The organism is Planotetraspora thailandica (genome assembly GCF_016863335.1).
GTDB classification, from domain to species: Bacteria; Actinomycetota; Actinomycetes; order Streptosporangiales; family Streptosporangiaceae; genus Planotetraspora; species Planotetraspora thailandica.
In genome coordinates, this window is record NZ_BOOR01000068.1 from 34,671 (window position 1) to 54,461 (window position 19,791).

At 69.6% G+C, this 19,791-nt stretch carries 19 protein-coding genes; 10 read left to right on the forward strand and 9 right to left on the reverse strand.

All coding sequences use genetic code 11. The annotated features are described in order from the left end of the window. The first annotated feature begins 78 nt into the window (after positions 1-78). Positions 79-2,112, forward strand: coding sequence for a beta-galactosidase (locus Pth03_RS34770; RefSeq protein ID WP_203948717.1), 2,034 nt, complete (start codon positions 79-81; stop codon positions 2,110-2,112). Here the strand turns inward: Pth03_RS34770 and Pth03_RS34775 are convergent. After that, on the reverse strand, positions 2,109-2,420 hold the full coding sequence (locus tag Pth03_RS34775; protein ID WP_203948718.1) for a sigma-70 family RNA polymerase sigma factor family protein: 312 nt from the start codon (positions 2,418-2,420) through the stop codon (positions 2,109-2,111). The genes Pth03_RS34770 and Pth03_RS34775 overlap by 4 nt on opposite strands. A gap of 43 nt (positions 2,421-2,463) precedes the next feature. On the opposite strand from Pth03_RS34775, the gene Pth03_RS34780 reads away from it, so the two are divergent. From Pth03_RS34780 to Pth03_RS34790, 3 genes are all read left to right on the forward strand, one after another. Continuing rightward, positions 2,464-3,447: a sulfite exporter TauE/SafE family protein gene (locus Pth03_RS34780; protein WP_239119593.1), complete on the forward strand. Its 984-nt coding sequence runs from the start codon at positions 2,464-2,466 to the stop codon at positions 3,445-3,447. Continuing rightward, positions 3,437-4,204, forward strand: coding sequence for an aminotransferase class IV (locus tag Pth03_RS34785; RefSeq protein WP_239119594.1), 768 nt, complete (start codon positions 3,437-3,439; stop codon positions 4,202-4,204). The genes Pth03_RS34780 and Pth03_RS34785 overlap by 11 nt, the downstream gene beginning before the upstream one ends. Before the next feature lie 378 nt (positions 4,205-4,582). After that, complete coding sequence (locus Pth03_RS34790) at positions 4,583-5,410, forward strand: SAM-dependent methyltransferase (RefSeq protein WP_239119595.1); 828 nt, start codon at positions 4,583-4,585, stop codon at positions 5,408-5,410. Between the two features lie 78 nt (positions 5,411-5,488). Here the strand turns inward: Pth03_RS34790 and Pth03_RS34795 are convergent, their stop codons facing one another. From Pth03_RS34795 to Pth03_RS34820, 6 genes are all read right to left on the reverse strand, one after another. Then, entirely contained in the window at positions 5,489-5,863 is a 375-nt protein-coding gene (locus Pth03_RS34795) for a luciferase domain-containing protein (RefSeq protein ID WP_203948720.1), read from the reverse strand. A gap of 82 nt (positions 5,864-5,945) precedes the next feature. Next, complete coding sequence (locus tag Pth03_RS34800) at positions 5,946-6,791, reverse strand: metal ABC transporter permease (protein WP_203948721.1); 846 nt, start codon at positions 6,789-6,791, stop codon at positions 5,946-5,948. Further along, complete coding sequence (locus Pth03_RS34805) at positions 6,788-7,690, reverse strand: metal ABC transporter permease (protein ID WP_203948722.1); 903 nt, start codon at positions 7,688-7,690, stop codon at positions 6,788-6,790. Before Pth03_RS34805 ends, Pth03_RS34800 begins: the two co-directional genes overlap by 4 nt. After that, positions 7,687-8,457, reverse strand: coding sequence for a metal ABC transporter ATP-binding protein (locus Pth03_RS34810; protein WP_203948723.1), 771 nt, complete (start codon positions 8,455-8,457; stop codon positions 7,687-7,689). Before Pth03_RS34810 ends, Pth03_RS34805 begins: the two co-directional genes overlap by 4 nt. After that, on the reverse strand, positions 8,454-9,416 hold the full coding sequence (locus Pth03_RS34815; RefSeq protein ID WP_203948724.1) for a metal ABC transporter substrate-binding protein: 963 nt from the start codon (positions 9,414-9,416) through the stop codon (positions 8,454-8,456). Before Pth03_RS34815 ends, Pth03_RS34810 begins: the two co-directional genes overlap by 4 nt. A 116-nt stretch (positions 9,417-9,532) precedes the next feature. After that, complete coding sequence (locus tag Pth03_RS34820) at positions 9,533-10,642, reverse strand: glycerophosphodiester phosphodiesterase (protein ID WP_203948725.1); 1,110 nt, start codon at positions 10,640-10,642, stop codon at positions 9,533-9,535. Positions 10,643-10,802: 160 nt separating this feature from the next. Here Pth03_RS34820 and Pth03_RS34825 point away from each other — a divergent pair, with 160 nt between their 5' ends. Continuing rightward, positions 10,803-11,297, forward strand: coding sequence for a beta-class carbonic anhydrase (locus Pth03_RS34825; protein WP_203948726.1), 495 nt, complete (start codon positions 10,803-10,805; stop codon positions 11,295-11,297). Positions 11,298-11,378: 81 nt separating this feature from the next. Further along, positions 11,379-11,846, forward strand: coding sequence for a hypothetical protein (locus Pth03_RS34830; protein WP_203948727.1), 468 nt, complete (start codon positions 11,379-11,381; stop codon positions 11,844-11,846). 100 nt (positions 11,847-11,946) lie between these two features. Here the strand turns inward: Pth03_RS34830 and Pth03_RS34835 are convergent, their stop codons facing one another. Further along, entirely contained in the window at positions 11,947-12,741 is a 795-nt protein-coding gene (locus Pth03_RS34835) for a DUF72 domain-containing protein (RefSeq protein WP_203948728.1), read from the reverse strand. Between the two features lie 96 nt (positions 12,742-12,837). Here Pth03_RS34835 and Pth03_RS34840 point away from each other — a divergent pair, with 96 nt between their 5' ends. Both Pth03_RS34840 and Pth03_RS34845 read left to right on the forward strand, forming a co-directional pair. Next, on the forward strand, positions 12,838-13,383 hold the full coding sequence (locus Pth03_RS34840) for a type 1 glutamine amidotransferase domain-containing protein (protein WP_203948729.1): 546 nt from the start codon (positions 12,838-12,840) through the stop codon (positions 13,381-13,383). An 84-nt stretch (positions 13,384-13,467) separates the two neighbouring features. Further along, positions 13,468-14,346 carry a sugar kinase gene (locus Pth03_RS34845; protein WP_203948730.1) on the forward strand — a complete coding sequence of 293 codons (879 nt, stop codon included), beginning with the start codon at positions 13,468-13,470 and terminating at the stop codon, positions 14,344-14,346. Between the two features lie 13 nt (positions 14,347-14,359). On the opposite strand, the gene Pth03_RS34850 is transcribed toward Pth03_RS34845, so the two are convergent. Then, entirely contained in the window at positions 14,360-16,795 is a 2,436-nt protein-coding gene (locus Pth03_RS34850) for a GcvT family protein (protein ID WP_203948731.1), read from the reverse strand. Between the two features lie 72 nt (positions 16,796-16,867). On the opposite strand from Pth03_RS34850, the gene Pth03_RS34855 reads away from it, so the two are divergent. Beyond that, the gene (locus Pth03_RS34855; protein ID WP_203948732.1) at positions 16,868-17,785 is read left to right on the forward strand and encodes a phosphotransferase; all 918 of its coding nucleotides are present in this window, start codon (positions 16,868-16,870) and stop codon (positions 17,783-17,785) included. Positions 17,786-17,795: 10 nt separating this feature from the next. Further along, the gene (locus tag Pth03_RS34860) at positions 17,796-19,346 is read left to right on the forward strand and encodes an amino acid permease (RefSeq protein WP_203948733.1); all 1,551 of its coding nucleotides are present in this window, start codon (positions 17,796-17,798) and stop codon (positions 19,344-19,346) included. Positions 19,347-19,791: the final 445 nt, after the last annotated feature.

The window sequence follows — 19,791 nt, forward strand, 5'->3', positions numbered from 1 at the left end:
TGCCAGACCGATCCGTTGACCCACCCAGGAGACCCTAGTTAATCTAAGGCGAAAATTAACTGCGTTTCGGAGGCCGGGTTGAGCATCGAAATCAGCAACGGGGTCGTCCGCGTCGACGGCAGCCCACGCGTCCTCGTCACCGCCGACTATCCCTACTATCGGGACGAGCCGTCGGCCTGGGCCGACCGGCTGCGTGCGATGCGTGACGACATGGGCGTCGAGGTCATCACCTGCTATCTCCCGTGGCGGCACCACCAGCCCGTGGCCGACGAGGCGCCCGACTTCACGGGTCGCACGCACCCGGCCCGCGACGTCGTCGGGTTCTTCCGGCTCTGTGACGAGCTCGGAATGAAGGTGATCGCCAAGCCGGGTCCCTTCATCCATGCCGAGACCACCTACGGCGGCCTTCCCGACTGGGTGGACCCCTCGCGCGACCCGGCCGTCGAGCCGCTGCTCGACGCGGCGGGCGAGCCGTCGCTCTGGTCCGACGGCGCGGGCCGCCCCGGACGGCCGCTGCCCGCTCCCCTCGCCCCCGAGTTCCTGAGCCGGGTCACGCAGTGGCTGGCCGCGGTCGGCAAGGAGGTGCTCGACGCCGTCACCTACCCCGACGGCCCGGTCATCATGATGCAGATCGCCAACGAGGGCATCTTCACCAGCGGCGCGCTCCCCGTGTCCGCCTACGACTACAGCGCCTCCGGCCTGGCGTTCTTCCGGTCCTGCCTCGCCCGCTGGTACGGCACGCCCGAGGAGTACAACCGGCTCCACGCGACGGCCGTCACCTCGTGGGACGAGATCGAGCCGCCCCGGTCGTGGACGTCGCCCACGAGCGCGCACGAGCAGCAGGCCCATGCCGACTGGGGCCGTTTCCACGCCGAATACCTCGCGGAGGTCTACCGCCTGTGGAACGAGGCCGTCGCCTGCCGCGTGCCCACGGTCGTGAACCTCAACCCGCCGACGATCGCCGACCTGGACGACTGGCTCACGCGCGTGCGCCCGCGGACGTGGGGCGACATCGCCTACGGGTTCACCAACTGGATGGGCGTGGTCTCGGCCGACCCCGACGCGCACGCCCGCTACGTGATCGCCGCAAAGCTGTTCCCCGGCCCCAACATGGAGGAGAACTGGGGATTCTCCGAGCTGTACGACCGGGCCTACGCCGACGCGACGACGAGCTACCACCAGACGCTGCTCGCGCTGGCCGCGGGCGCGACCGGGTTCAACGTCTACACGGGAGCGGCCACCTCGGGCTGGGACCGCGACCTCGACTCGGCGCACGAGTACCCGTACCCGGACAGCTCGCCCATCGGCGCCAACGGAGAGGTGACGCCGAAGGCCGAGACGGTGCGCTGGCTGGCCGACTTCTTCGCCGCGCACGGCGAGGAGTTCCTCGAGAGCCGCCCGGTCACCGGCGGCGCCTTCGGGCTGTACCTGCCCTACGCCGGCATCGGGGCCTGGGCGCGCGGAGCCGAGGACGCGCCCGGATGCGGACGCGCGCTGCTCGCCTTCCACGCCCGCATGCGCGCCGCCGGCCTCGACTACGCCCTGGTCGACCTGGAGACGGTCACGCCCGAAGAGCTGTCCGCGCACCCCTCCGTGACCGTACCGGGCGGATCCTTCATGCACGCCGGCGTGCAGCAACTGCTCGCCGACTATGCAGCGAACGGCGGCCGGGTGGTCCTCGACGGGCCGGCCCCCACGCTCGACGAGCACCTCCGGCCGTGCACCGTCCTCGCCGACGCTGGGGCGCACGCCGGCGGGGAGGACACCGACAGCGTGGTCAAGGTCGTGAGGGGTGAGGCGGACGCGTACCTGCGCGTGCACCCGGACCGCGACGTCTCCTACCTGACGGTGCTGGTGTCCGCCGGCAACGAGGGATCGATGGCGATCCAGACCCCCTACGGGCTCGTCGAGGTCGTCACCGCCCGCGGAGGCGCCGCCGTCGTGCGGATCGCCGGCGGACGGATCGACGACTTCGTCGTCAAGGGCGTCAACGCCTTCCTCGACTCGGCCGTGCGCGCGGGCGTCTCCCTGGACGGCACGGCGGCCGTCACCCCGGAGGGCAAGGCCGCCGACCTCGCGCGGATCGGAGGCACGGTGCGCCGTCTCGGCTAACCCTCCTCGGCCCAGGCCAGCTTGTCGGGGTTGAGCACGGCGGAGACGGTGTGGATGAGCCCGTCCCTGATCTCGACGGCCACGAGTTGCCGCAGGCCGTCGACGGTCGTCCACAGGGCGGGCTCACCGTTGACCTCGGCGGCCCGCACCTCGCCCATCGGATAACGGGAGACGAGCCCGGCCAGGAAGGCCAGCACGTTGTCCCGTCCGCCCTCCTGATGAGCCCGCCCCCGCCTGCCGGAGGACACCGGAGACAGGACGGGCGGGCCCTGCCCGGCGTGACACGCCGCGAACGTGATCCATCTCACAATCGATAGTCGATTATTCCGATGGTTTTGGTAGGATTCACAGGTGCATTTCGACTACGCGATGGCGATCGGCTCGTTCCTGGTCGCGATCGTCGTCGGACTGACCGGCATGGGCGGCGGCGCGTTGATGACCCCCATGCTGGTGACCTTCTTCGGCGTCCCGCCCCTCGCCGCCGTCTCCAGCGACCTCGTGGCCGCCGCCGTGATGAAGCCCGTCGGCAGCCTCGTGCACCTGCGCCACGGCACCGTGCATCTCAAGCTCGTCGGCTGGTTGTGCGCGGGCTCGGTGCCCGCCGCGTTCTGCGGCGTGCTGCTCGCCCGCGCGCTCGGCGACGGGGAGGACGTCCAGGTCGTCGTCCAGTGGGCCCTCGGCGTCGCACTGCTGATCGCCGCCGCCGGCTTGGCCGTACGCGGTTATCTCGCCATGCGGGACCGCCCGGACGGCATGGCGGCGACCGACCTGCCCTCGGTGTCCGCGCGGCCGGTTCCCACGGTGCTGGTAGGCGTCGTCGGCGGCCTGGTGGTGGGCATGACCTCCGTGGGATCGGGCTCGCTGATCATCGTGGCGCTGCTCGCCCTGTATCCGGCGCTCAAGGCCAACCAGCTCGTCGGGACCGACCTGGTCCAGGCGGTGCCGCTCGTCATGTCGGCGGCGCTGGGACACTTGTTGTTCGGCGACTTCCAGCTGTCGATCACGACGGCGCTGCTCGCCGGGTCCATCCCCGGCGTCTACATCGGCTCGCGCATCTCCTCCCGCGCGCCGAGCGGACTGGTGCGCCCGGTGCTGGCGTTCGTGCTGCTCGCCTCGGCGCTGAAGATGTTCGGCGTCGGCACCACCGCGACCGTGTGGCTGCTCGTCGGCGTGCTCGTCGCCGCCCCCGCCCTGTGGTCCGCACTGCGCGTACGGCACGGCCTGCCAATGTTGCCCTGGGGACGGCCCCGCACCCCTTTTGGGAATGAGCCGATCAGCACGGGTATTACCGATGTTCGTGACAGCTCCGGCACAGAACCCCTCAATGCGAATTGAGGTCGACGGCCGTCCCCCGACCGCCGACGACCTCCAAACCGTGCTGCCCGCCTACGGCCACTTCACCGCCATGCAGGTCAGGAGTGGCAGGACGCGGGGCCTCGCCCTCCATCTCGCGCGGCTCGACGCCGCCACCCGCGAGTTGTTCGGCGACGGCCTCGACGGCGACCTGGTACGCACCCGCATCCGCCACGCCCTGAAGGACGGCCCCGCCGACGCGTCGGTGCGCGTCCACGTGTACTGGCCGGACGGCTCCGACGCCGCGACGCTCCTGGTGACCGTGCGGCCGCCCGCTCCACCGGCACACGGGCCGCAGAGCCTCATGTCGGTCTCCCACCTGCGGCCGGGCGCCCACATCAAACACCTGGGCGGCTTCGGGCAGACCTACTACGGCCGCCTTGCCCGTCGCGAGGGCTTCGACGACGCGTTGCTGACCGGCCCCGGCGGGGTCGTCACCGAGGGCGGAATCACCAACATCGGCTTCTTCGACGGCACGTCCGTCATCTGGCCCGACGCGCCTCACCTGGCCGGCATCACGATGCAACTGCTCGAGCCCCGCCTGCCGGACATCGGGATCGCCTCCCGCCACGCGCCGGTGCACCTGAAGGACGTCGCGGGTTACGCGGCGGTCCTCGTCACCAATTCCCACGGCGTCGCCCGGGTCGGCCGGATCGACGACATCGTCCTTCCCACCGGGGACGACGTCGTGGCGGCGGTGCGCGAGCTCTACGAGTCCGTGCCGTGGGACGCCATCTGACGTCAGATTTGGGCCTTGACCGAATTTCCTGACAACTCTAACTTTTGATCGCCATGGCCGTTCACAAAGGCGCGCACGGTTCACGCAGCCGAACACCCCCCGCGTGAGCGCCGCCTGCGGCCATGGCCCCCCAGCAACGCCCGGCCGGGACCAACAACCTCTTCGTCGCGTGGGAGACGCTCACTCACGGCGACAACCCCAACTAGCCCGTGGCGGGGGCAGGGCCTGCCGTGCGATTGACGCGATTATCGCCATTCAACGACATTTGTCGGCATTTCACCGATATCGCCGTAATCGTGAGCCATCCTCACTCAATTCATTTGAATTCCAGCGATCGACCCCTATGCTCGCGGTAGATCCGCATAAAGGAGAGATTGCTTGGCTGAGGACGCGGCCCTGCCCCCGGGCATCGACGTGCACATCCCCAACGCGGCCCGCATGTACAACTACTTCCTGGGCGGCAAGGACAACTTCGCCGTCGACAGGGAGGCGGCCGAGCGCGTCCTCGCCGTGGCCCCCGAAGCCAGACAGCTGGCCAGGCGCAACCGGGCGTTCCTTCGCCGGGCGGTCAGGCATCTCGCGGCCGAGGCCGGCATCCGCCAGTTCGTCGACATCGGCACCGGGCTGCCCACCGAGGGCAACGTCCATGAGATCGCGGGGCAGATCGACCCCGGCACCCGTGTGGTCTATGTGGACAACGATCCCGTCGTGCTCGCACACGCCAGGGCGCTGCTGTCCAACGCGACCAACACCGTGAGCATCGAGGGCGACCTCAGGGAGCCGGAGACCATCTTCGACAACCCCGAACTGCTCTCCTTGATCGACTTTTCCGAGCCGGTGGCGGTGCTGCTGCTGGCCGTCCTGCACTTCCTGCCCGACGGCGACCGGCCGGCCGAACTGGTCGCCCGGCTCCGCGACACCCTTCCCCCCAGCAGCTACCTCGTGTTGTCGCACGTGACCGCCGAGGAGCGGGCGGGCTCCGCCCAGGAGGGCGCCGCGGTCTACCAGAAGGCCAGTTCGAGCGTGACTCTGCGAACCCGCTCCCAGATCAGCGGGTTCTTCGACGGTTTCGAGCTGCTCGACCCCGGAGTGGTCAGGCTCGACGAGTGGCGGCCCGACCACGACGCCACGATGGCGAGCCGGGCGCTCGACCTGCCCACGTGGTTCCTGTGCGGCATCGGACGGGTGAGCGACCCGCAGGAGTGATGCACGGCCGCGCCGGGGCACTGGCGCGACCGCGCAAACCGAGTGTAACGATAACGATTTTCAAATCAAGCGCGGCCCTCAGCCGGCCAGGCACCGCGACGCCGCGGGCTGCACCTCCTGCCCGGCGTGCGCCTTGATGGCCAGGCTGAAAAGTGACACGAGCAGGTCTGCGTCGTCCTCGGTCTCCAGGCGGATGCCGATCCAGTCTCGCTGCGGTTCCAGCGCCACCTGCGGAGACGTCTCCAAGGCGGGGCGCATACGCTCGATCAGCGAGACGGTCAGCCACAGTTCGGCCTCGTCGCCGGTGTGCAGATGCAGGATCTGCCGCGCCCCCACCGTGATGCCCGCTCCGCTGCCGCATGCCGCATCCCCGGCCTGACACTCCGGCCATGCCTCCAACTGCTTCAGGACTCGCGAGGCGATCGACTGCCGGGCGATTCCGGACGCGTTCATGCTGCCATCGTGACTGCCGGTGACGGGCATCGGAAGCAGGTAACGGCAATCGTTATTCACCGTATGGACATCGAAATGAGCGTTATGCCGATACGGGGTCGGACGCGGGATTGCTCCCAGCCACTGCCGTACGGCCGCGCAGCACCGAGCCGATGAAGGCCACACCGAAGGCGAGCCCGACGAACAACGCGATCGACGCACCCGCGGCGATGTTCCACTGCGTGGAGACACCGACCCCGGCGAGCGCGCACACGACGCCGACCACGGCCGCGATCGGGAACAACAACGCCAGCCGGTCGGTGATCAGGCGGGCGGTCGCGGCCGGGCCCACGATGAGCGCGACCGTGAGGATCGCTCCCAGCGCCGGCACCGTGGCCACCACGGTCACCTCGATGACCGCCAGGAGCACGAAGTCGAGCACGGCCCTCGGCAGCCCCACCGCCGAGGCCCCGACCGGGTCGAAGGCCACCAGCAGCAGTTCCTTGCCCAGCGCGACCAGCACGAGCAGCACCACGGCGGCCACCACCGCAGTGATCACCAGGTCGGACGTGCTGACCGCGAGCACGTCACCCACGGTGTAGGCGGTGAGGTCCTTGCTGAAGCCGTCCTGCGCGGAGACCAGGACGACACCGAGGGCGAAACCCCCCGACAACGCGATCCCGGTCGCGGCCGTGAAGTCCTGCCCCCTGGCCCGCGAGAACACCACGACGGCCAGCACCACGAGCAGGCCGAACACCCCGCCGCCGAGGTACAGGTTGAGCCCCAGCAACGCGGCGACGACGATCCCGGGGAAGGTGCCGTGCGTGAGCGCCATCGTGAAGAACGGCAGCCGGCGCGCGATGACGAACACGCCCACCACGCCGCCGAGCACGCCGACCAGCGCCGCCTCGATCATGGCGCGCACGACGGTGGAGTCGAGCCAGCTCACCGCGTCATCTCCAGTTCAGGCGTCTCCAGTTCGGGGGCGGTCAGCCGTACCCGGCCGAGCGCCACCCGCTTCCGTACGGCACCGGCCAGCGCGGCCAGGCCGTACAGCACGACGAGGACGAGCACGACGGTGCCGCCCGAGGCGAGGCGCAGGCCATGGTAGACGGAGGCCTCATAGCTGACGGCCAGCCCGAGCCAGCCTCCGAGTGCGCCGATGACGCACGCCACGGGCACGATCACCACGAGCCGGTCGGACAGGGCGCGGGCCGCCGCGGCGGGCACGATCAGCAGCGCGATGACCAGGATCGTCCCTACGGCCTGCACCGCGGCGACGACCACCAGGGCGACGGCGACGTTCATGACCAGGTCGAGCAGGCCGACGCGGATGCCCGCCGCCGCCGCGCCCTCGGGGTCGAAGGTGCGCATCATGAGCGGTCGGCGCAAGACGGCCAGCAGACCGGCGACCAGCACGGTCACGACGGCCGTCTGAACGAGCTGCTCCTGGGTGACGGTGAGCACCCGGCCGAACAGGAACTGCGTGAGGTCGGAGGTGAAGGCGGTTCTGCGGGAGACGAGCACGACGCCGACCGCGAATAGCGTGGTCAGCACCATCGCGAGCGCGGCGTCCTCGCTGACCCGCCGCCGGTGGGCCAGGACGGTCAGCAGCACGGCGGTGAGCGCGCCGGCGACCAGGGCTCCCCAGAAGACGCCGTCCTCGTCGCCGAGCATGTAGCCGATGACGACGCCGGGGAAGACGGTGTGGGTCAGAGCGTCGCTCACGAACGCCAGCCGGCGCAGCAGGACCAGCACGCCGACCGTGCCCGCGAGCATCCCCAGGATCACCAGCTCGACCAGCGCACGCGCCATGAACGGCAGATGAAAGGGCTCGATCAGGCTCATGTCTGGGTCACGATCACGCGGTCGCCGCGCAGCTCCAGCGCGTGCCCGCCGTACGTCGCGCGCAGGCGCTCCGGAGTCAGCACCGCCTCGGTCGGCCCGAAGCCGAACTGGTGGTGGTTGAGCAGGCAGACCTCGTCGCACGCGAGGTGGGCGATGGAGAGGTCGTGGGTGCTGACGACCACCGCCGCGCCCTGCCGCTTGAGCACGGCGATCGCGTCGAGCAGGGCATGCTGGCTGACCGCGTCCACCCCGTTGAAGGGCTCGTCGAGCAGCAGCAGGCGCGGCTGGGCGGCGATCGCCCTGGCGAGCAGCACCCGCTGGCGCTGCCCGCCGGACAACGTGCCGAACCGGTGCCTGGCCCGCTCACTCAGCCCGACCTGCTCCAGCGCCTGTGCCACGGCGGTGCGGTCGGCGGCCGACGGGCGGCGCAGCCAGCCGATCTTGCGGTAGCGGCCCATCATCACCACCTGCTCGACCGACACGGGGAAGTCGGGGTCGAGGGTGTCGGCCTGCGGCACGTAGGCCACGTCTCTGCGCGCCTGTGCGGGAGTGGTGCCGAGCACCTCGATCCTGCCGCGCACGACAGGCACGAGCCCGAGGATGGCCTTGATCAGTGTGGACTTGCCGGCGCCGTTGGGGCCGATCAGCGCCACGGCCTCACCGGAGGCCACGGTGCCGTCGAGCTCTTCGAGCACCGGTATATGCCCGTAGGCGACGCTGGCCTTGTCGAGGACCAGCGCCGCCGTACGGCTTTGCTGCTGCGTCATGTGGCGGAACCCTTGAGGGCGCTGACGATCGTGTCGGTGTTGTGCTCTTCCATCTGGAGGTAGGTCGCGCCCGCGGACCCCTCCGGTCCGAGAGTATCGCCGTACAAAGAGTCCTCTCCCGCCTCCACCTTCACTCCGGCCTCACGGCCGATGGCCTCGGCGGTCTTGGGCGGCAGGGACGACTCCGAGAAGATCGCGGGCACGCCGGTCGCCCTGATCTTGGCGACGAGATCGGCGATCTGCTTGGCGGACAACTCGGCCGAGGTGTCGAAGCTCGGGATGATCGAGCCGACGAAGGTCAGCTTGTAGCGGTCGATGTAGTAGCCGAACGCGTCGTGGTTGGTGACGAGCTTGCGCTGGTCGGCGGGGATCGCGTCGATCTTCCCGGTGATGTCGGCGTCGAGGGCGTCGAGCTTGGTGCTGTAGGCGCTGAGGTTGGCCTGATAGGCGGAGGCGTCCGCCGCGTCCGCGGTGGCGAAGGCCTTCTCGATGTTCGTCGCCATGATCTTGGCGTTCATCGGGTTGTGCCAGATGTGCGGGTCGCCCGCGGCCTCCTCATCGGAGCCGTTGCCCTGGCGGATCGACACTCCTTGGCTGGTGTCGACGATCGTGCCGCTGAAACCGGCGGCCGAGATGACCTGGTCGAGCCACCTCTCCAGGCCCACGCCGTTCTTGACCACGACGTCGGCCTCGGAGATCGCCTGAATGTCGGCCGGGGACGGCTCGTAGTCGTGCGGGTCGACGTTCGGCTTGAGGATCTGGGTGACCGAGACCTTGTCGCCACCGATGTTGCGGGCGAAGTCGGCGACCTGCGTGGTGGTGGCGACGACCTTCAGGGGCGAACCGCCGGTGGAGGAGGTGCCGGACGATGCCGTCGGCGACGTTCCGGAGCCGCAGGCGGCGGCGAACATCACAACGAGGGCGGCGACCGGCAGGGATCGAGCAAGTGGGGAACGCACGACGGTCCTGTTCGATTCGATGTATTTGGGGATACTCCCGAATCGTGGACCAAATGAAAATGATTGTCAACTTCACTTGGGGGCGTGGCGCCCAGCCGGGCGCCACGCCCCGATGGTCAGCGGAGGGTGCGCGTGGCCAGCACGGCGCGGGCGATGCCGGGGTCGTCGGAGAAGACGCCGTCGATGCCCTGGTCGTACAGCTTGTTCAGGTAGCCGGCCACGTCACCGGTCGCACCGGCATATGCCGGGCTCGCCGGGTCGCCGCGCCGGTAGTCCACCGGGAGCTGGGAGTTCTCCGGCCTGACCGTCCACGTGTGCACGTCCAGGTGGGCCCGGTGCGCGTCCCTGACCAGCGTCGTCGGGGCGAGCGTGCGCCCGTCCGCACCCGTCGGGATGATGCGGGTGGTCGCCACGCCCACGCCGTCGGCGTAGGACGCCACGTCCTTCAGACCCGCCGGCGTGACCATCTTGTCGTAGGTGAAGCCGTCGCCCGCGGCCACGTGGTCGTACGGCGCGCCGGACGCGTTGACCAGCTGGACGATGTGCAGCTTGGTCTTCTTGCTCAGCGCCCGGATGTTGGCGGTCTCGAACGACTGGATGAAGACCGGGTCGCTCTCCTTGCGCCAGCCGTGCCGGGCAAGAGCGGCGAGCAGCGGCTCCTCGAGCGACAGCCCGATGGAGTCGAAGTAGGTCGGGTGCTTGGTCTCCGGGTAGACGCCCACGCCGTGGCGCTGTGCCAGCTCGATGACCTCGTCGAAGGTCGGGATCTGCGCCTGGCCGTTGAAGGCGGTGTTGTCCGGGCGCAGGTCGGGGATGCGCTCCTTGGCCCGGAGAGTACGCAGCTCGGCGAGGGTGAAGTCCTCGGTGAACCATCCGGTCACCGCCACCCCGTCGATGGTCTTGGTGGTGCGTCGGCCCGCGAACTCGGGGTGGTCGGCCACGTCGGTGGTCCCCCCGATCTCGTTCTCGTGCCTGGCCACCAGGACGTGGTCCTTGGTGGAGACCAGGTCGGGCTCGATGTAGTCGGCGCCGAGGGCGATGGCCGTCTCATAGGCCGGCAGGGTGTGCTCGGGCCGCAGGGCGCTCGCGCCCCGGTGGCCGATCACGAGGGGCTCCCGCTCCCGCCTGTCGGCGGTCGCCGGTCCGGGCTGCATCAGCACAGCGGCCACCGTACCGCCCGCGAGGACGGCCAGAGCCCCGGCCACGAACTTACGGATCATGGTCATGCGCCGGACCATAAACGGCGTAAGCGTCCCCCATATGAAGCGCAGGTGCCTACAAAACGACGGCTCACCCAGTGTAATAACCTATTGACACAGTAGGAAATAGGGCCGAAGGTGCAAGGGTCCACCCGGAGCACAGCGCCCGCGAAATGGGGAGGCCTCCATGAGCGTCACCGACGACCTGCTCGCAAACGCGGAGAACTACGCTGCCGCCTTCGACAAGGGCGACCTGCCGCTGCCTCCAGGCAAGAAGGTGGCGGTGGTGGCGTGCATGGACGCCCGGCTCAACGTCTACGGCCTGCTCGGCCTCAGCGAAGGCGACTCCCACGTCATCCGCAACGCCGGCGGGGTGGTCACCGCCGACGTACGCCGGAGCCTGGCCATCAGCCAGCGACTGCTCGGCACGCAGGAGGTCGTCCTGATCCACCACACCGACTGCGGCATGCTGACCTTCACCGACGACGACTTCAAGGCGTCGATCCAGGCCGAGACCGGCATCAAGCCCGACTGGGCGGCGGAGGCGTTCGGCGACCCCGACGACGACGTGCGCCAGTCGGTGGCCAGGATCAAGGCCGACCCGTTCATCCCGCGCACCGGACACGTCCGGGGCTTCGTCTACGAGGTCGAGACCGGTCGCCTGCGCGAAGTGAAGAGCTGATCGCCCCCTGGCATGAACGCCGGTTCGCGGGGCAGTGGAGGGGGGCCCGCGAACCGGATTCACGACTTGGGGTGAGATCGAATGGTCCTGCTAGGCCTATTGCTGATCGTGGTCGCGGCGGCGGCCATGATCGAGGTATCCGTCGCCGACACCACCACGACGGTCCCGATCGACGTCTGGGACCGCACCTTCAGCCTTTCCGGGCTCGAACTCTTCCTCGCCGGAGCGGTGACGGCCGTGGTCTTCCTCGTCGGTCTCCTCATGGTCAGCGGGGGTATGCGCAGAAGCGCAGTGAAGCGCCGCCGGCTGCGCGAGGGCCGGCTGGCCGAGCGTGAGCGCGTCGCCAAGCTCGAAGCCGAAAAGCGCGACCTTGAGCGCCGCCTCGCCGACGAGCCGACCGCCGCGCCTACTACTGCGCCTACTAGTGCGCCGGTCCCCCGCGCCCGGGAGCACGAGAAGACGACCGGCAAGACGACCGACTCGGACACGACCCGGCCCACCGATCAGCTCGTGGCCGGCCGGCGCCCGTCCGGCGACCGCCCCGCCTGACCGAACTCCCCGCTGATCCCCCGCAGATCCCCGCCGATCCCTGCCGATCCCTGCCGATGCCCGGGAGCCCGCACGCTCCCGGGCATCGGCGTCGCCGTGTTCAGACGGTTCTGGACAGCTGGGGCAACTCGGGAAGCTCGTCCGGGGGCGTGACCCGGCTCACCGAAAGTCCTGCCTCCTCCGCCAAGGCCGCGAACGTCACGGCATCCCGTACGGCGGCGCCACCCGCGTCGTTGTTGAAGTACACGTAGGCGTCCCCCGCGTCACCCACGACGTCGCCCAAGGGGTCGAGCCACTTCCGGAGCACCTTCTCCCCATAGCTCGGCCGCGGCCGGGCCGTACCCTCGTGGAATCGCAGGTACGCCCAGCCGGCGGTGCGCCACAGCGGGCTCTGCGCCTTGTTGCGCCTGTCGGCCCAGCACAGCGCGGCGCCCTGGTCCGCCATGATCTGCTGGATCTCGTCGGTCCACCACGACGGATGCCGTGGCTCAACGGCCACGCGGACCTTCTTCGGGAAGCACGCCAGGCAGTCCCTGAGCCGGCCGGCGTCGGCACGCATCGTCGGCGGAAGCTGCAGCAGGATCGGGCCGAGCTTGCGCCCGAGCCCCTCGGCCACGCCCATGAGCCGCGCGACCGGCTCCTGTGGATCCTTCAGCCGCTTGATGTGCGTGAGGAAACGACTGGCCTTGACCGCCATGACGAAGTCGTCCGGCGTGCGTTCCCGCCACGACTCGAACGTCTCCTTCGAGGGCAGCCGGTAGAACGCGTTGTTGTTCTCCAAGGTGGCGTAGGCCTGGCAGTACCTCTCCAGCCAGAGCCGCTGTGGCACCCCGGCGTAGATCTCGTCCCGCCAGTCGCCGTACTGCCACCCCGATGTTCCGACATATATCGGCATATGACCCCCGTACCCCAGGAGCGGCATACATGCCGGGATGGTGGGCAGGCGGGCAAAGAGAGTCCTTTACGAGAAGGCGCGTGAAAGGAGCGCAAGATGTTGCAGGGCAAGACGATCGCGTTTCTGGTCGCCCCAGAGGGCGTCGAGCAGGTCGAGCTCACCGAGCCCTGGCGGGCGGTGGAGCAGGCCGGCGGCACTCCGCGGCTGGTTTCCACCCAGCCGGGCCGCATCCAGGCGTTCGACCACCTGGACAAGGCCGACACGTTCGCGGTGGACACCACCGTCGGCGACGTGTCCGCCGCCGACTTCGACGGGCTCCTCCTACCCGGAGGCGTGGCCAATCCGGACATCCTTCGCACCGTTCCGAAGGCCGTCCAGTTCGCCAGGGACTTCTTCGACGCGGGCAAGCCGGTGTCGGCCATCTGCCACGGGCCGTGGACGCTCATCGAGGCGGACGTCGTGCGCGGCCGCTCGCTCACCTCGTGGCCCAGCCTGCAGACCGACCTGCGCAACGCCGGCGCCGAGTGGGCCGACCAGGAGGTCATGATCTGCACGGCGGGCCCGAACACCCTCGTGACCAGTCGCAAGCCCGACGACCTGAAGGCGTTCTGCCAGGCCGCGATCGACGCCTTCGGCGGCTGATCGGGCATACGCCTACCCGGCCTGGAACGATCTCTGCCATGCTTTTGGCACGACAGAGCACGAAAGAGCGTGGGGAACAACAGCATGACCGAGGTGTTCACGCTCGGTGAGGCGCTCGGCGTCATATCGGCCGACAGGATCCGGCACGACATGACCGCCCGCCTCGACGTCGAGGGCCCGGAGCTGACGGTGGCGGTGGGCCTGGCCCGGCTCGGGCACACCGTCTCCTGGCTCGGCCGGGTCAGCATCGACGAGCTGGGAGTGCGCACGCTCACCGTGCTGCGCGGCGAGGGCGTGGACGTCTCCCATGCGCGGGTCGACGAGACCGCCCCCACCGGCATCGTGATGCGCCAGCGGCGGATCGGCCGCTCGTTGCACGCGGTCCACTACCAGAACGGCTCGGCGGGCTCACGCCTGTCCACGGGCGACGTGCCCGCCGAGGCCGTGCAGGCGGCCAGGATCCTCCACGTCACCGGCATCACGCTGGCGCTCAGCGGATACGCCTGGAGTGCCGTCCATCACGCCGTCAAGCTGGCGCGGGACGCGGGCGTGCTCGTGTCGGTCGACGTCAACCACCGTGCGCACCTGTGGGAGAGCTCCGACGAGGCCAGGAATGCGTTGTCTGAGCTGGCGTCCTCCGCCGACATCCTCTTCGCCAACCAGGACGAGCTGCCGCTGGTCGACTCGGCGCTCGCGGGCGTCTCGGAACTCATCGTGACCCGGGGCGCGAAGGGCGCGAGCGCGACGGTCGACGGGCTGCGCTACGACACCCAGGCGGCCCCGGTGACCTCGGTCGACGCGACCGGCGTCGGCGGCGCCTTCGTGGCCGGCTATCTCAGCGCGCTGCTGGACGGCCTCCACCCGTCCGACCGGCTCAAGCGGGGCATCTCGCTGGCCGCGTTCGCCGTGGCCGGCCCGAGCTCGTGGCAGGGCCTGCCTACCCGGGGCGAACTGCCCCCGTGATCAGGCACGTGATTCACGCGTCCCACGGCCGGGCTCTGACGCGCTCACCCGCCGGGTCGTAGAGCGGTTCGGCGGCGACCCGCGCACCCGTCCATCCGCCGTTGACTGCGATCTGCACGCGGTCGCCGTCCGCGACGCCCACCGGCAGGTAGGCGTAGGCGATCGACCGGCCGACGCGGTAGCCGTACCCGCCACTGGTGATCCGCGAGACCGGCCGCCCGTCCAGGCGGACCGGCTCACCGCCCAGGCAGACGTCCGGCCGGTCATCGTGCCGCTCGTCCAGCACCAGGCAGCGCAGCGTACGGGTGGGCTCGGCCAGCGCGGCCCGCCGCTCCGACCGTACGGCGAAGCCGAGCCCGGCCTCCAGCGGCGTCGTCTCGGGCGTGATGTCGAGGCCCCACACCCGGTAGCCCTTCTCCAGCCGCAGGGAGTCGAGCGCACGGTAGCCCGCCGGGCGCATGCCGTACGGCAGGCCGGCCTCCATGAGGGTGTCCCACAGGGTCAGGCCGAACTCGGCGGGGCAGTAGAGCTCCCAGCCGAACTCGCCGACGAACGTCACCCGCTGGGCCAGCACCGGCACATGCCCCACGCTGATCTGCCTGGCCCGCATGTAGCCGAAGGTCAGATCGTCGTCGCTCAGCTCATTGAGGATGGCGTACGCCTGCGGCCCCCACAGGCAGTAGCACGCCAGCGCCGAGGTGACGTCGGTGACCTCCAGGCCGTGACGGCGCAGCAGGGCCGCGTCGTGCACGCCGAAGGCCGTGCCGGTGACCAGGCGGAACCGCTCGTCGTCCAGCCGGGTGACGGTCACGTCGGCCTCGATGCCGCCGCGCTCGTTGAGCAGTTGCGTGTAGACGACCGAGCCGACGGGCCGGTCGAGGCCGTTGCCGCAGACCCGCTCCAGGCCTGCCAGCGCGTCCTTGCCGGAGATCTCCAGTTTCGCGAAGGACGTCTGGTCGAAGAGCCCGGCCGCCCGTTCCGTGGCCTGGCACTCCTCCCGGATCGCCGGCGACCATACCCGGCCCGCCCATCCCCGTGGCGCGGACCCGGGGTCCTGGCCTGTCGGCGGGAACCAGTTGACCCGCTCCCATCCCGCCTTCTCCCCGAATGAGGCGTTCAGCGCGGTGTGCCGCACCCAGGCGGGCGAGCGGCGTAGCGGCCGGGCCGCCGTGCGCTCCTCGCCGGGATAGACGATGTCGTAGTACTTGCTGTAGGAGTCGAGCGCCCTGGCCCTGGCCCACCGGGCCGAGCGCGCGTGTCCGCCGAACCGGCGCACGTCCATGCCGAAGACGTCGTATTCGGGACTCCCGTCGGTGATCCACTCGGCCATGACCTTGCCGACGCCGCCCGCCGCCGCCAGGCCGTGCACGCAGAACCCGGCGGCCACCCAGAAGCCCGCCACCGCGGTCTCGCCCAGCAGGAACTCGCCGTCCGGAGTGAACGCCTCCGGCCCGTGCACCACCTTGCGGAGCTCGGTGTCCGGGGTGAGATGGCCGGGGAGGCGGTGGACGGCCGCCTCCCACGACTCCCGGAACTTCGGCATGTCCGGGGCGAAGAGCGTGCGCGGCTCCGCGAGCGGCCGCTCGGTGTCCCAGACCTGCGGCGTACGGATGTATCCCCCGACGAGAATCCCGCCGCCGTCCTCCCGGAAATAGACGATGTTGTCCGGGTCGCGCACGGTCGGCGTCTCCGCCGGAACCCCCGCCTCCGCGGTCACCACGTACTGGTGCTTGATCGGCACGATCGGCACGTCGACACCCGCGAGGCGGCCCACCACACCGGCCGCCGCCCCCGCCGCGTCCACCACCGTCTCGGTGCTCACGACGTGCTCGTCGTCGCCTGTCTCCTCGAGGCTCTTCCTGGGGCTTTTCCTGAGGCGTACGGCACGCACCCGGCCGGCCTCGACGTCCACGCCGGTCACCTCCACGCCCGTGAAGATCCGCACGCCGAGCCTGCGTGCGCCCTCTGCCAGTGCCTGCCCCAGCCGGGCCGGATCGAGCCAGCCGTCTCCCGGCAGCCACAACGACCCGAGGACGTCGGCCACCTCCAGCCCCGGCAGCCGTTCGAGGGTGCGCGCGGCATCAAGGAGCTCCATGTCGAGCCCGTACGTCTCGGCCGCTCCGGCCTGCCGTACGAGCTCCTCCTGGCGCTCGGGGGTGGTCGCGAGCCGCAGGCCTCCGACGCCGTGCCAGCCGGGGTCCAGGCCCGTCAGCTCACGCAGCTCCGGATAGAGGCCGGCCGAATACATGATCATCCGGGTTTGCGTCACCGTCGACCTGAGCTGGCCAACGAACCCGGCGGAATGCCACGTCGTGCCCTCGGTCAGCTCGTGCTGCTCGACGAGGATCACGTCGGTCCAGCCGAGCCTGGCAAGGTGGTAGGCCACGCTGCACCCGGCCACACCGCCGCCGATGACGACGACCTGCGCGTCGGTGGGAAGTTGCGACATCGACACCCTCCTGTAACACCTGGCCCGCAGAATCTGATCAATGGTCTGAAGGTAGACCAAAAGGAGCCGGGCATGCCAGATGCCGTCACGGACGCACTGGACCTCGTCACGGCCTGGGCCGGCCGGCCGATCATCTCCACGACGATCAAGGGTGGGCTCAGCCATCACATCGCCCGCGTTGAGACCGACGACGGCGAACGGTGGCTCCTGCGGGTGCTCGATCCGCTGATCGCGGAAACCGGCCTCGGCATCCCCCTCGACCAAGAGATCTCCAACACTATCCGCGCCGCGTCCACGGGAGTCGGCGCGCAGGTGCTGCACGTCATGCCGAACGCGGTCCTCCTCGAATACCTCGACGGCGTGACCCTCGACGCCCCCGCCGTGCGCGAGCCGGCGACCATCGAGCAGATAGCGGCGGCCTGCCGTCGTCTGCACTCCGGGCCCGCGTTCGTGAACGACTTCTCGATCTTCCGCAAGCTCGCCCAACTGCTCGCGCTGTGCCGTACTCACGATCTGACGCTGCCAGAGGGCTACCTCGACGTGCTGCCCGCCGCCCGCGACATCGAAGCCGCGCTCGACGCGCACCCGCTGCCTGCCGTGCCGTGCCACAACGACCTGCTCGCGGAGAACCTGATCGCCACTCCGGCGGGCATCCGCATCGTCGACTACCAGCTCTCGGGCAACAACGACCCCTGCTTCGAGCTCGGCGACATCGCCGCCGAGTCCGACTTCGACCCCGACCATGTCGTACGGCTCACGCGCGCCTACTTCGGCTCCGACGACCTGGTGCCCCGGGTGCGGCTGAACCTCATCATGTCCAACCTCACGTGGGCGCTCTGGTTCGTCGTCCATCAGGGCCTGGTCCGCAACGAGGCCCTTCCTGATTTCGACTACAGCGCCGAGGCCGCCGACAAGTTCGCCCAGGCCGCGCGCGACATCGCAGATCCGAGCTTCGGCCATCTGATCGACGGCCGGAAACCCCCCACCTAGAGGAGGCCTCATGGCGCAAGCCCTCGACGACGACGCCCGACGACTCGCCGAACTCGGTTATAAGCAGGAGCTGGCCCGGTCCTGGAGCGGCTTCTCCAACTTCGCGATCTCCTTCTCCATCATCTCGATCCTGGCCGGGTGCTTCACCACCTTCAGCCAGGCGTGGAACAACGGCGGCCCACTCGCCATCTCCGTCGGTTGGCCGCTGATCTCGATCTTCATCCTGATCATCGGCTTCTGCATGTCGGAGCTCGTCTCGGCCTACCCGACCGCCGGCGGCATCTACTGGTGGGCGGCGAAGCTCGGCAAGCCCGTCCACGGCTGGTTCACCGGCTGGCTCAACCTGATCGGCCTGATCGCGGTGACCGCCTCGGTCGACTACGGCTGCGCCACATTCCTCAACATCACGATCGGCCGGTTCAGCGACAGCTGGGCGAACGGCAACACCCTGCACCAGACGTTCCTGCTTTTCGCGATCATCCTGGTGCTGCACGCGCTGATCAACATCTTCAGCCACCGGCTCATCTCGATCCTCCAGAACGTGTCGGTCTGGTGGCACGTCTTCGGCGCGGCCGCCGTCGTCCTCATCCTGATCTTCGGCCCGTCCAAGCACCAGGACGTCGGTTTCCTCTTCGAGCAGTTCAACCACTCGGGCTTCGGCGGGGACAACGGCTCGGGGCCGACCTTCTGGCTCTACGTGCTGCCGCTCGGCTTCCTGCTCACCCAGTACACGATCACCGGTTTCGACGCCTGCGCCCACGTCTCTGAGGAGACCCACGACGCGGCCCGCTCGGCTGCCAAGGGCCTCTGGCAGTCGATCTTCTACTCGGCGATCGGCGGCTGGATCCTGCTCCTGTCGTTCCTCTTCGCCGCCACCGACGTGACAGCGGTCGACAACGAGGGCGGCTTCGTCGGGGCGATCTTCACCTCCGCCTTGTCGTCACCCTTGGCGACCGTCATCTTCGGCATCTCCACCATCGGCCAGTTCTTCTGCGGCATGAGCTGCGTCACCTCCATGTCGCGCATGACGTACGCGTTCTCCCGTGACGGCGCCGTGCCGGGCTGGCGCCTGTGGTCGCGGGTCGACCGCAATCGCACGCCCGTCAACGCCATCATCGGCGGCAGCGTCGTCGCCCTCCTGATCACGCTGCCCGCGCTGTACGCACCCGCGGGGACCACCACGCCGGTCGCGTTCCTCGCCGTCGTGTCCATCGCGGTCATCGGCCTCTACCTCGCCTTCCTCATCCCGATCTGGCTGCGGCTCCGCGCGGGCGACTCCTTCAAGCCGGGCCCCTGGACGCTGGGACGCAAGTACAAGGTCATGGGCTGGATCGCCGTCATCGAAATTCTCGTGATCTCCGTCTACTTCATCCTTCCGCTCGCTCCCGCCGGCGTCCCGGGCAACAAGGACTTCGCCTGGACGTCCGTCAACTACGCCCCCATCGCCGTCGGCGCCGTGCTCATCGCCATCGCCCTGTGGTGGAGCCTGTCCGCCCGTAAATGGTTCAGCGGTCCCCGCAGGACCATCGACGAGGTGGAATCCCCCGAGCCGGTCGCATAATCCCGCTTCCCATTTCATTCACTCCGCCTCCCGGGCGTCGGGTTCCTAGGGAGTCTCGGGCTTCCTGGGCTCCGGGCTCCTTGAGTTCTTCAGCTTCCTGGGCCCTGGAGCTCGTGGACCCCCGGAGCTCGTGGGCTCTCGGGACTCGTGGGTTCCCGGGGCTCACGGCTTCCTGAGCCTTGCGGGCTTTCTTGCGCGGCCCGCCCACGGGACCTTCCTTGAGCCCGCGGCTCGGGAGCGCGGAGTTGACTCGCCACAACGCGCTGCATGGCGAAGCGCCGGGCCTCCCCAGCGTGGCCTGAGGTCGTCCGATCCGACCTTGGGCATGCCGGTAGGCCCGACCTCCGCTGCGCCAGCTTTTCCAGGCATCACCGACGACGCTTGTGCCAGTGGCCTTCGATCAGATACGGCTTCCGCTCACGGCGGGTCTCCACCCGCCGCTGGA

Coding starts and splice junctions, on each gene's coding strand:
- Pth03_RS34830 (WP_203948727.1), top strand. CDS start 11,379: ATGGTCCTGCTAGGCCTATTGCTGATCGTGGTCGCGGCGGCGGCCATG.
- Pth03_RS34860 (WP_203948733.1), top strand. CDS start 17,796: ATGGCGCAAGCCCTCGACGACGACGCCCGACGACTCGCCGAACTCGGT.
- Pth03_RS34805 (WP_203948722.1), bottom strand. CDS start 7,690: ATGAGCCTGATCGAGCCCTTTCATCTGCCGTTCATGGCGCGTGCGCTG.
- Pth03_RS34845 (WP_203948730.1), top strand. CDS start 13,468: ATGACCGAGGTGTTCACGCTCGGTGAGGCGCTCGGCGTCATATCGGCC.
- Pth03_RS34840 (WP_203948729.1), top strand. CDS start 12,838: ATGTTGCAGGGCAAGACGATCGCGTTTCTGGTCGCCCCAGAGGGCGTC.
- Pth03_RS34820 (WP_203948725.1), bottom strand. CDS start 10,642: ATGACCATGATCCGTAAGTTCGTGGCCGGGGCTCTGGCCGTCCTCGCG.
- Pth03_RS34835 (WP_203948728.1), bottom strand. CDS start 12,741: ATGCCGATATATGTCGGAACATCGGGGTGGCAGTACGGCGACTGGCGG.
- Pth03_RS34825 (WP_203948726.1), top strand. CDS start 10,803: ATGAGCGTCACCGACGACCTGCTCGCAAACGCGGAGAACTACGCTGCC.
- Pth03_RS34810 (WP_203948723.1), bottom strand. CDS start 8,457: ATGACGCAGCAGCAAAGCCGTACGGCGGCGCTGGTCCTCGACAAGGCC.
- Pth03_RS34785 (WP_239119594.1), top strand. CDS start 3,437: ATGCGAATTGAGGTCGACGGCCGTCCCCCGACCGCCGACGACCTCCAA.
- Pth03_RS34855 (WP_203948732.1), top strand. CDS start 16,868: ATGCCAGATGCCGTCACGGACGCACTGGACCTCGTCACGGCCTGGGCC.
- Pth03_RS34795 (WP_203948720.1), bottom strand. CDS start 5,863: ATGAACGCGTCCGGAATCGCCCGGCAGTCGATCGCCTCGCGAGTCCTG.
- Pth03_RS34850 (WP_203948731.1), bottom strand. CDS start 16,795: ATGTCGCAACTTCCCACCGACGCGCAGGTCGTCGTCATCGGCGGCGGT.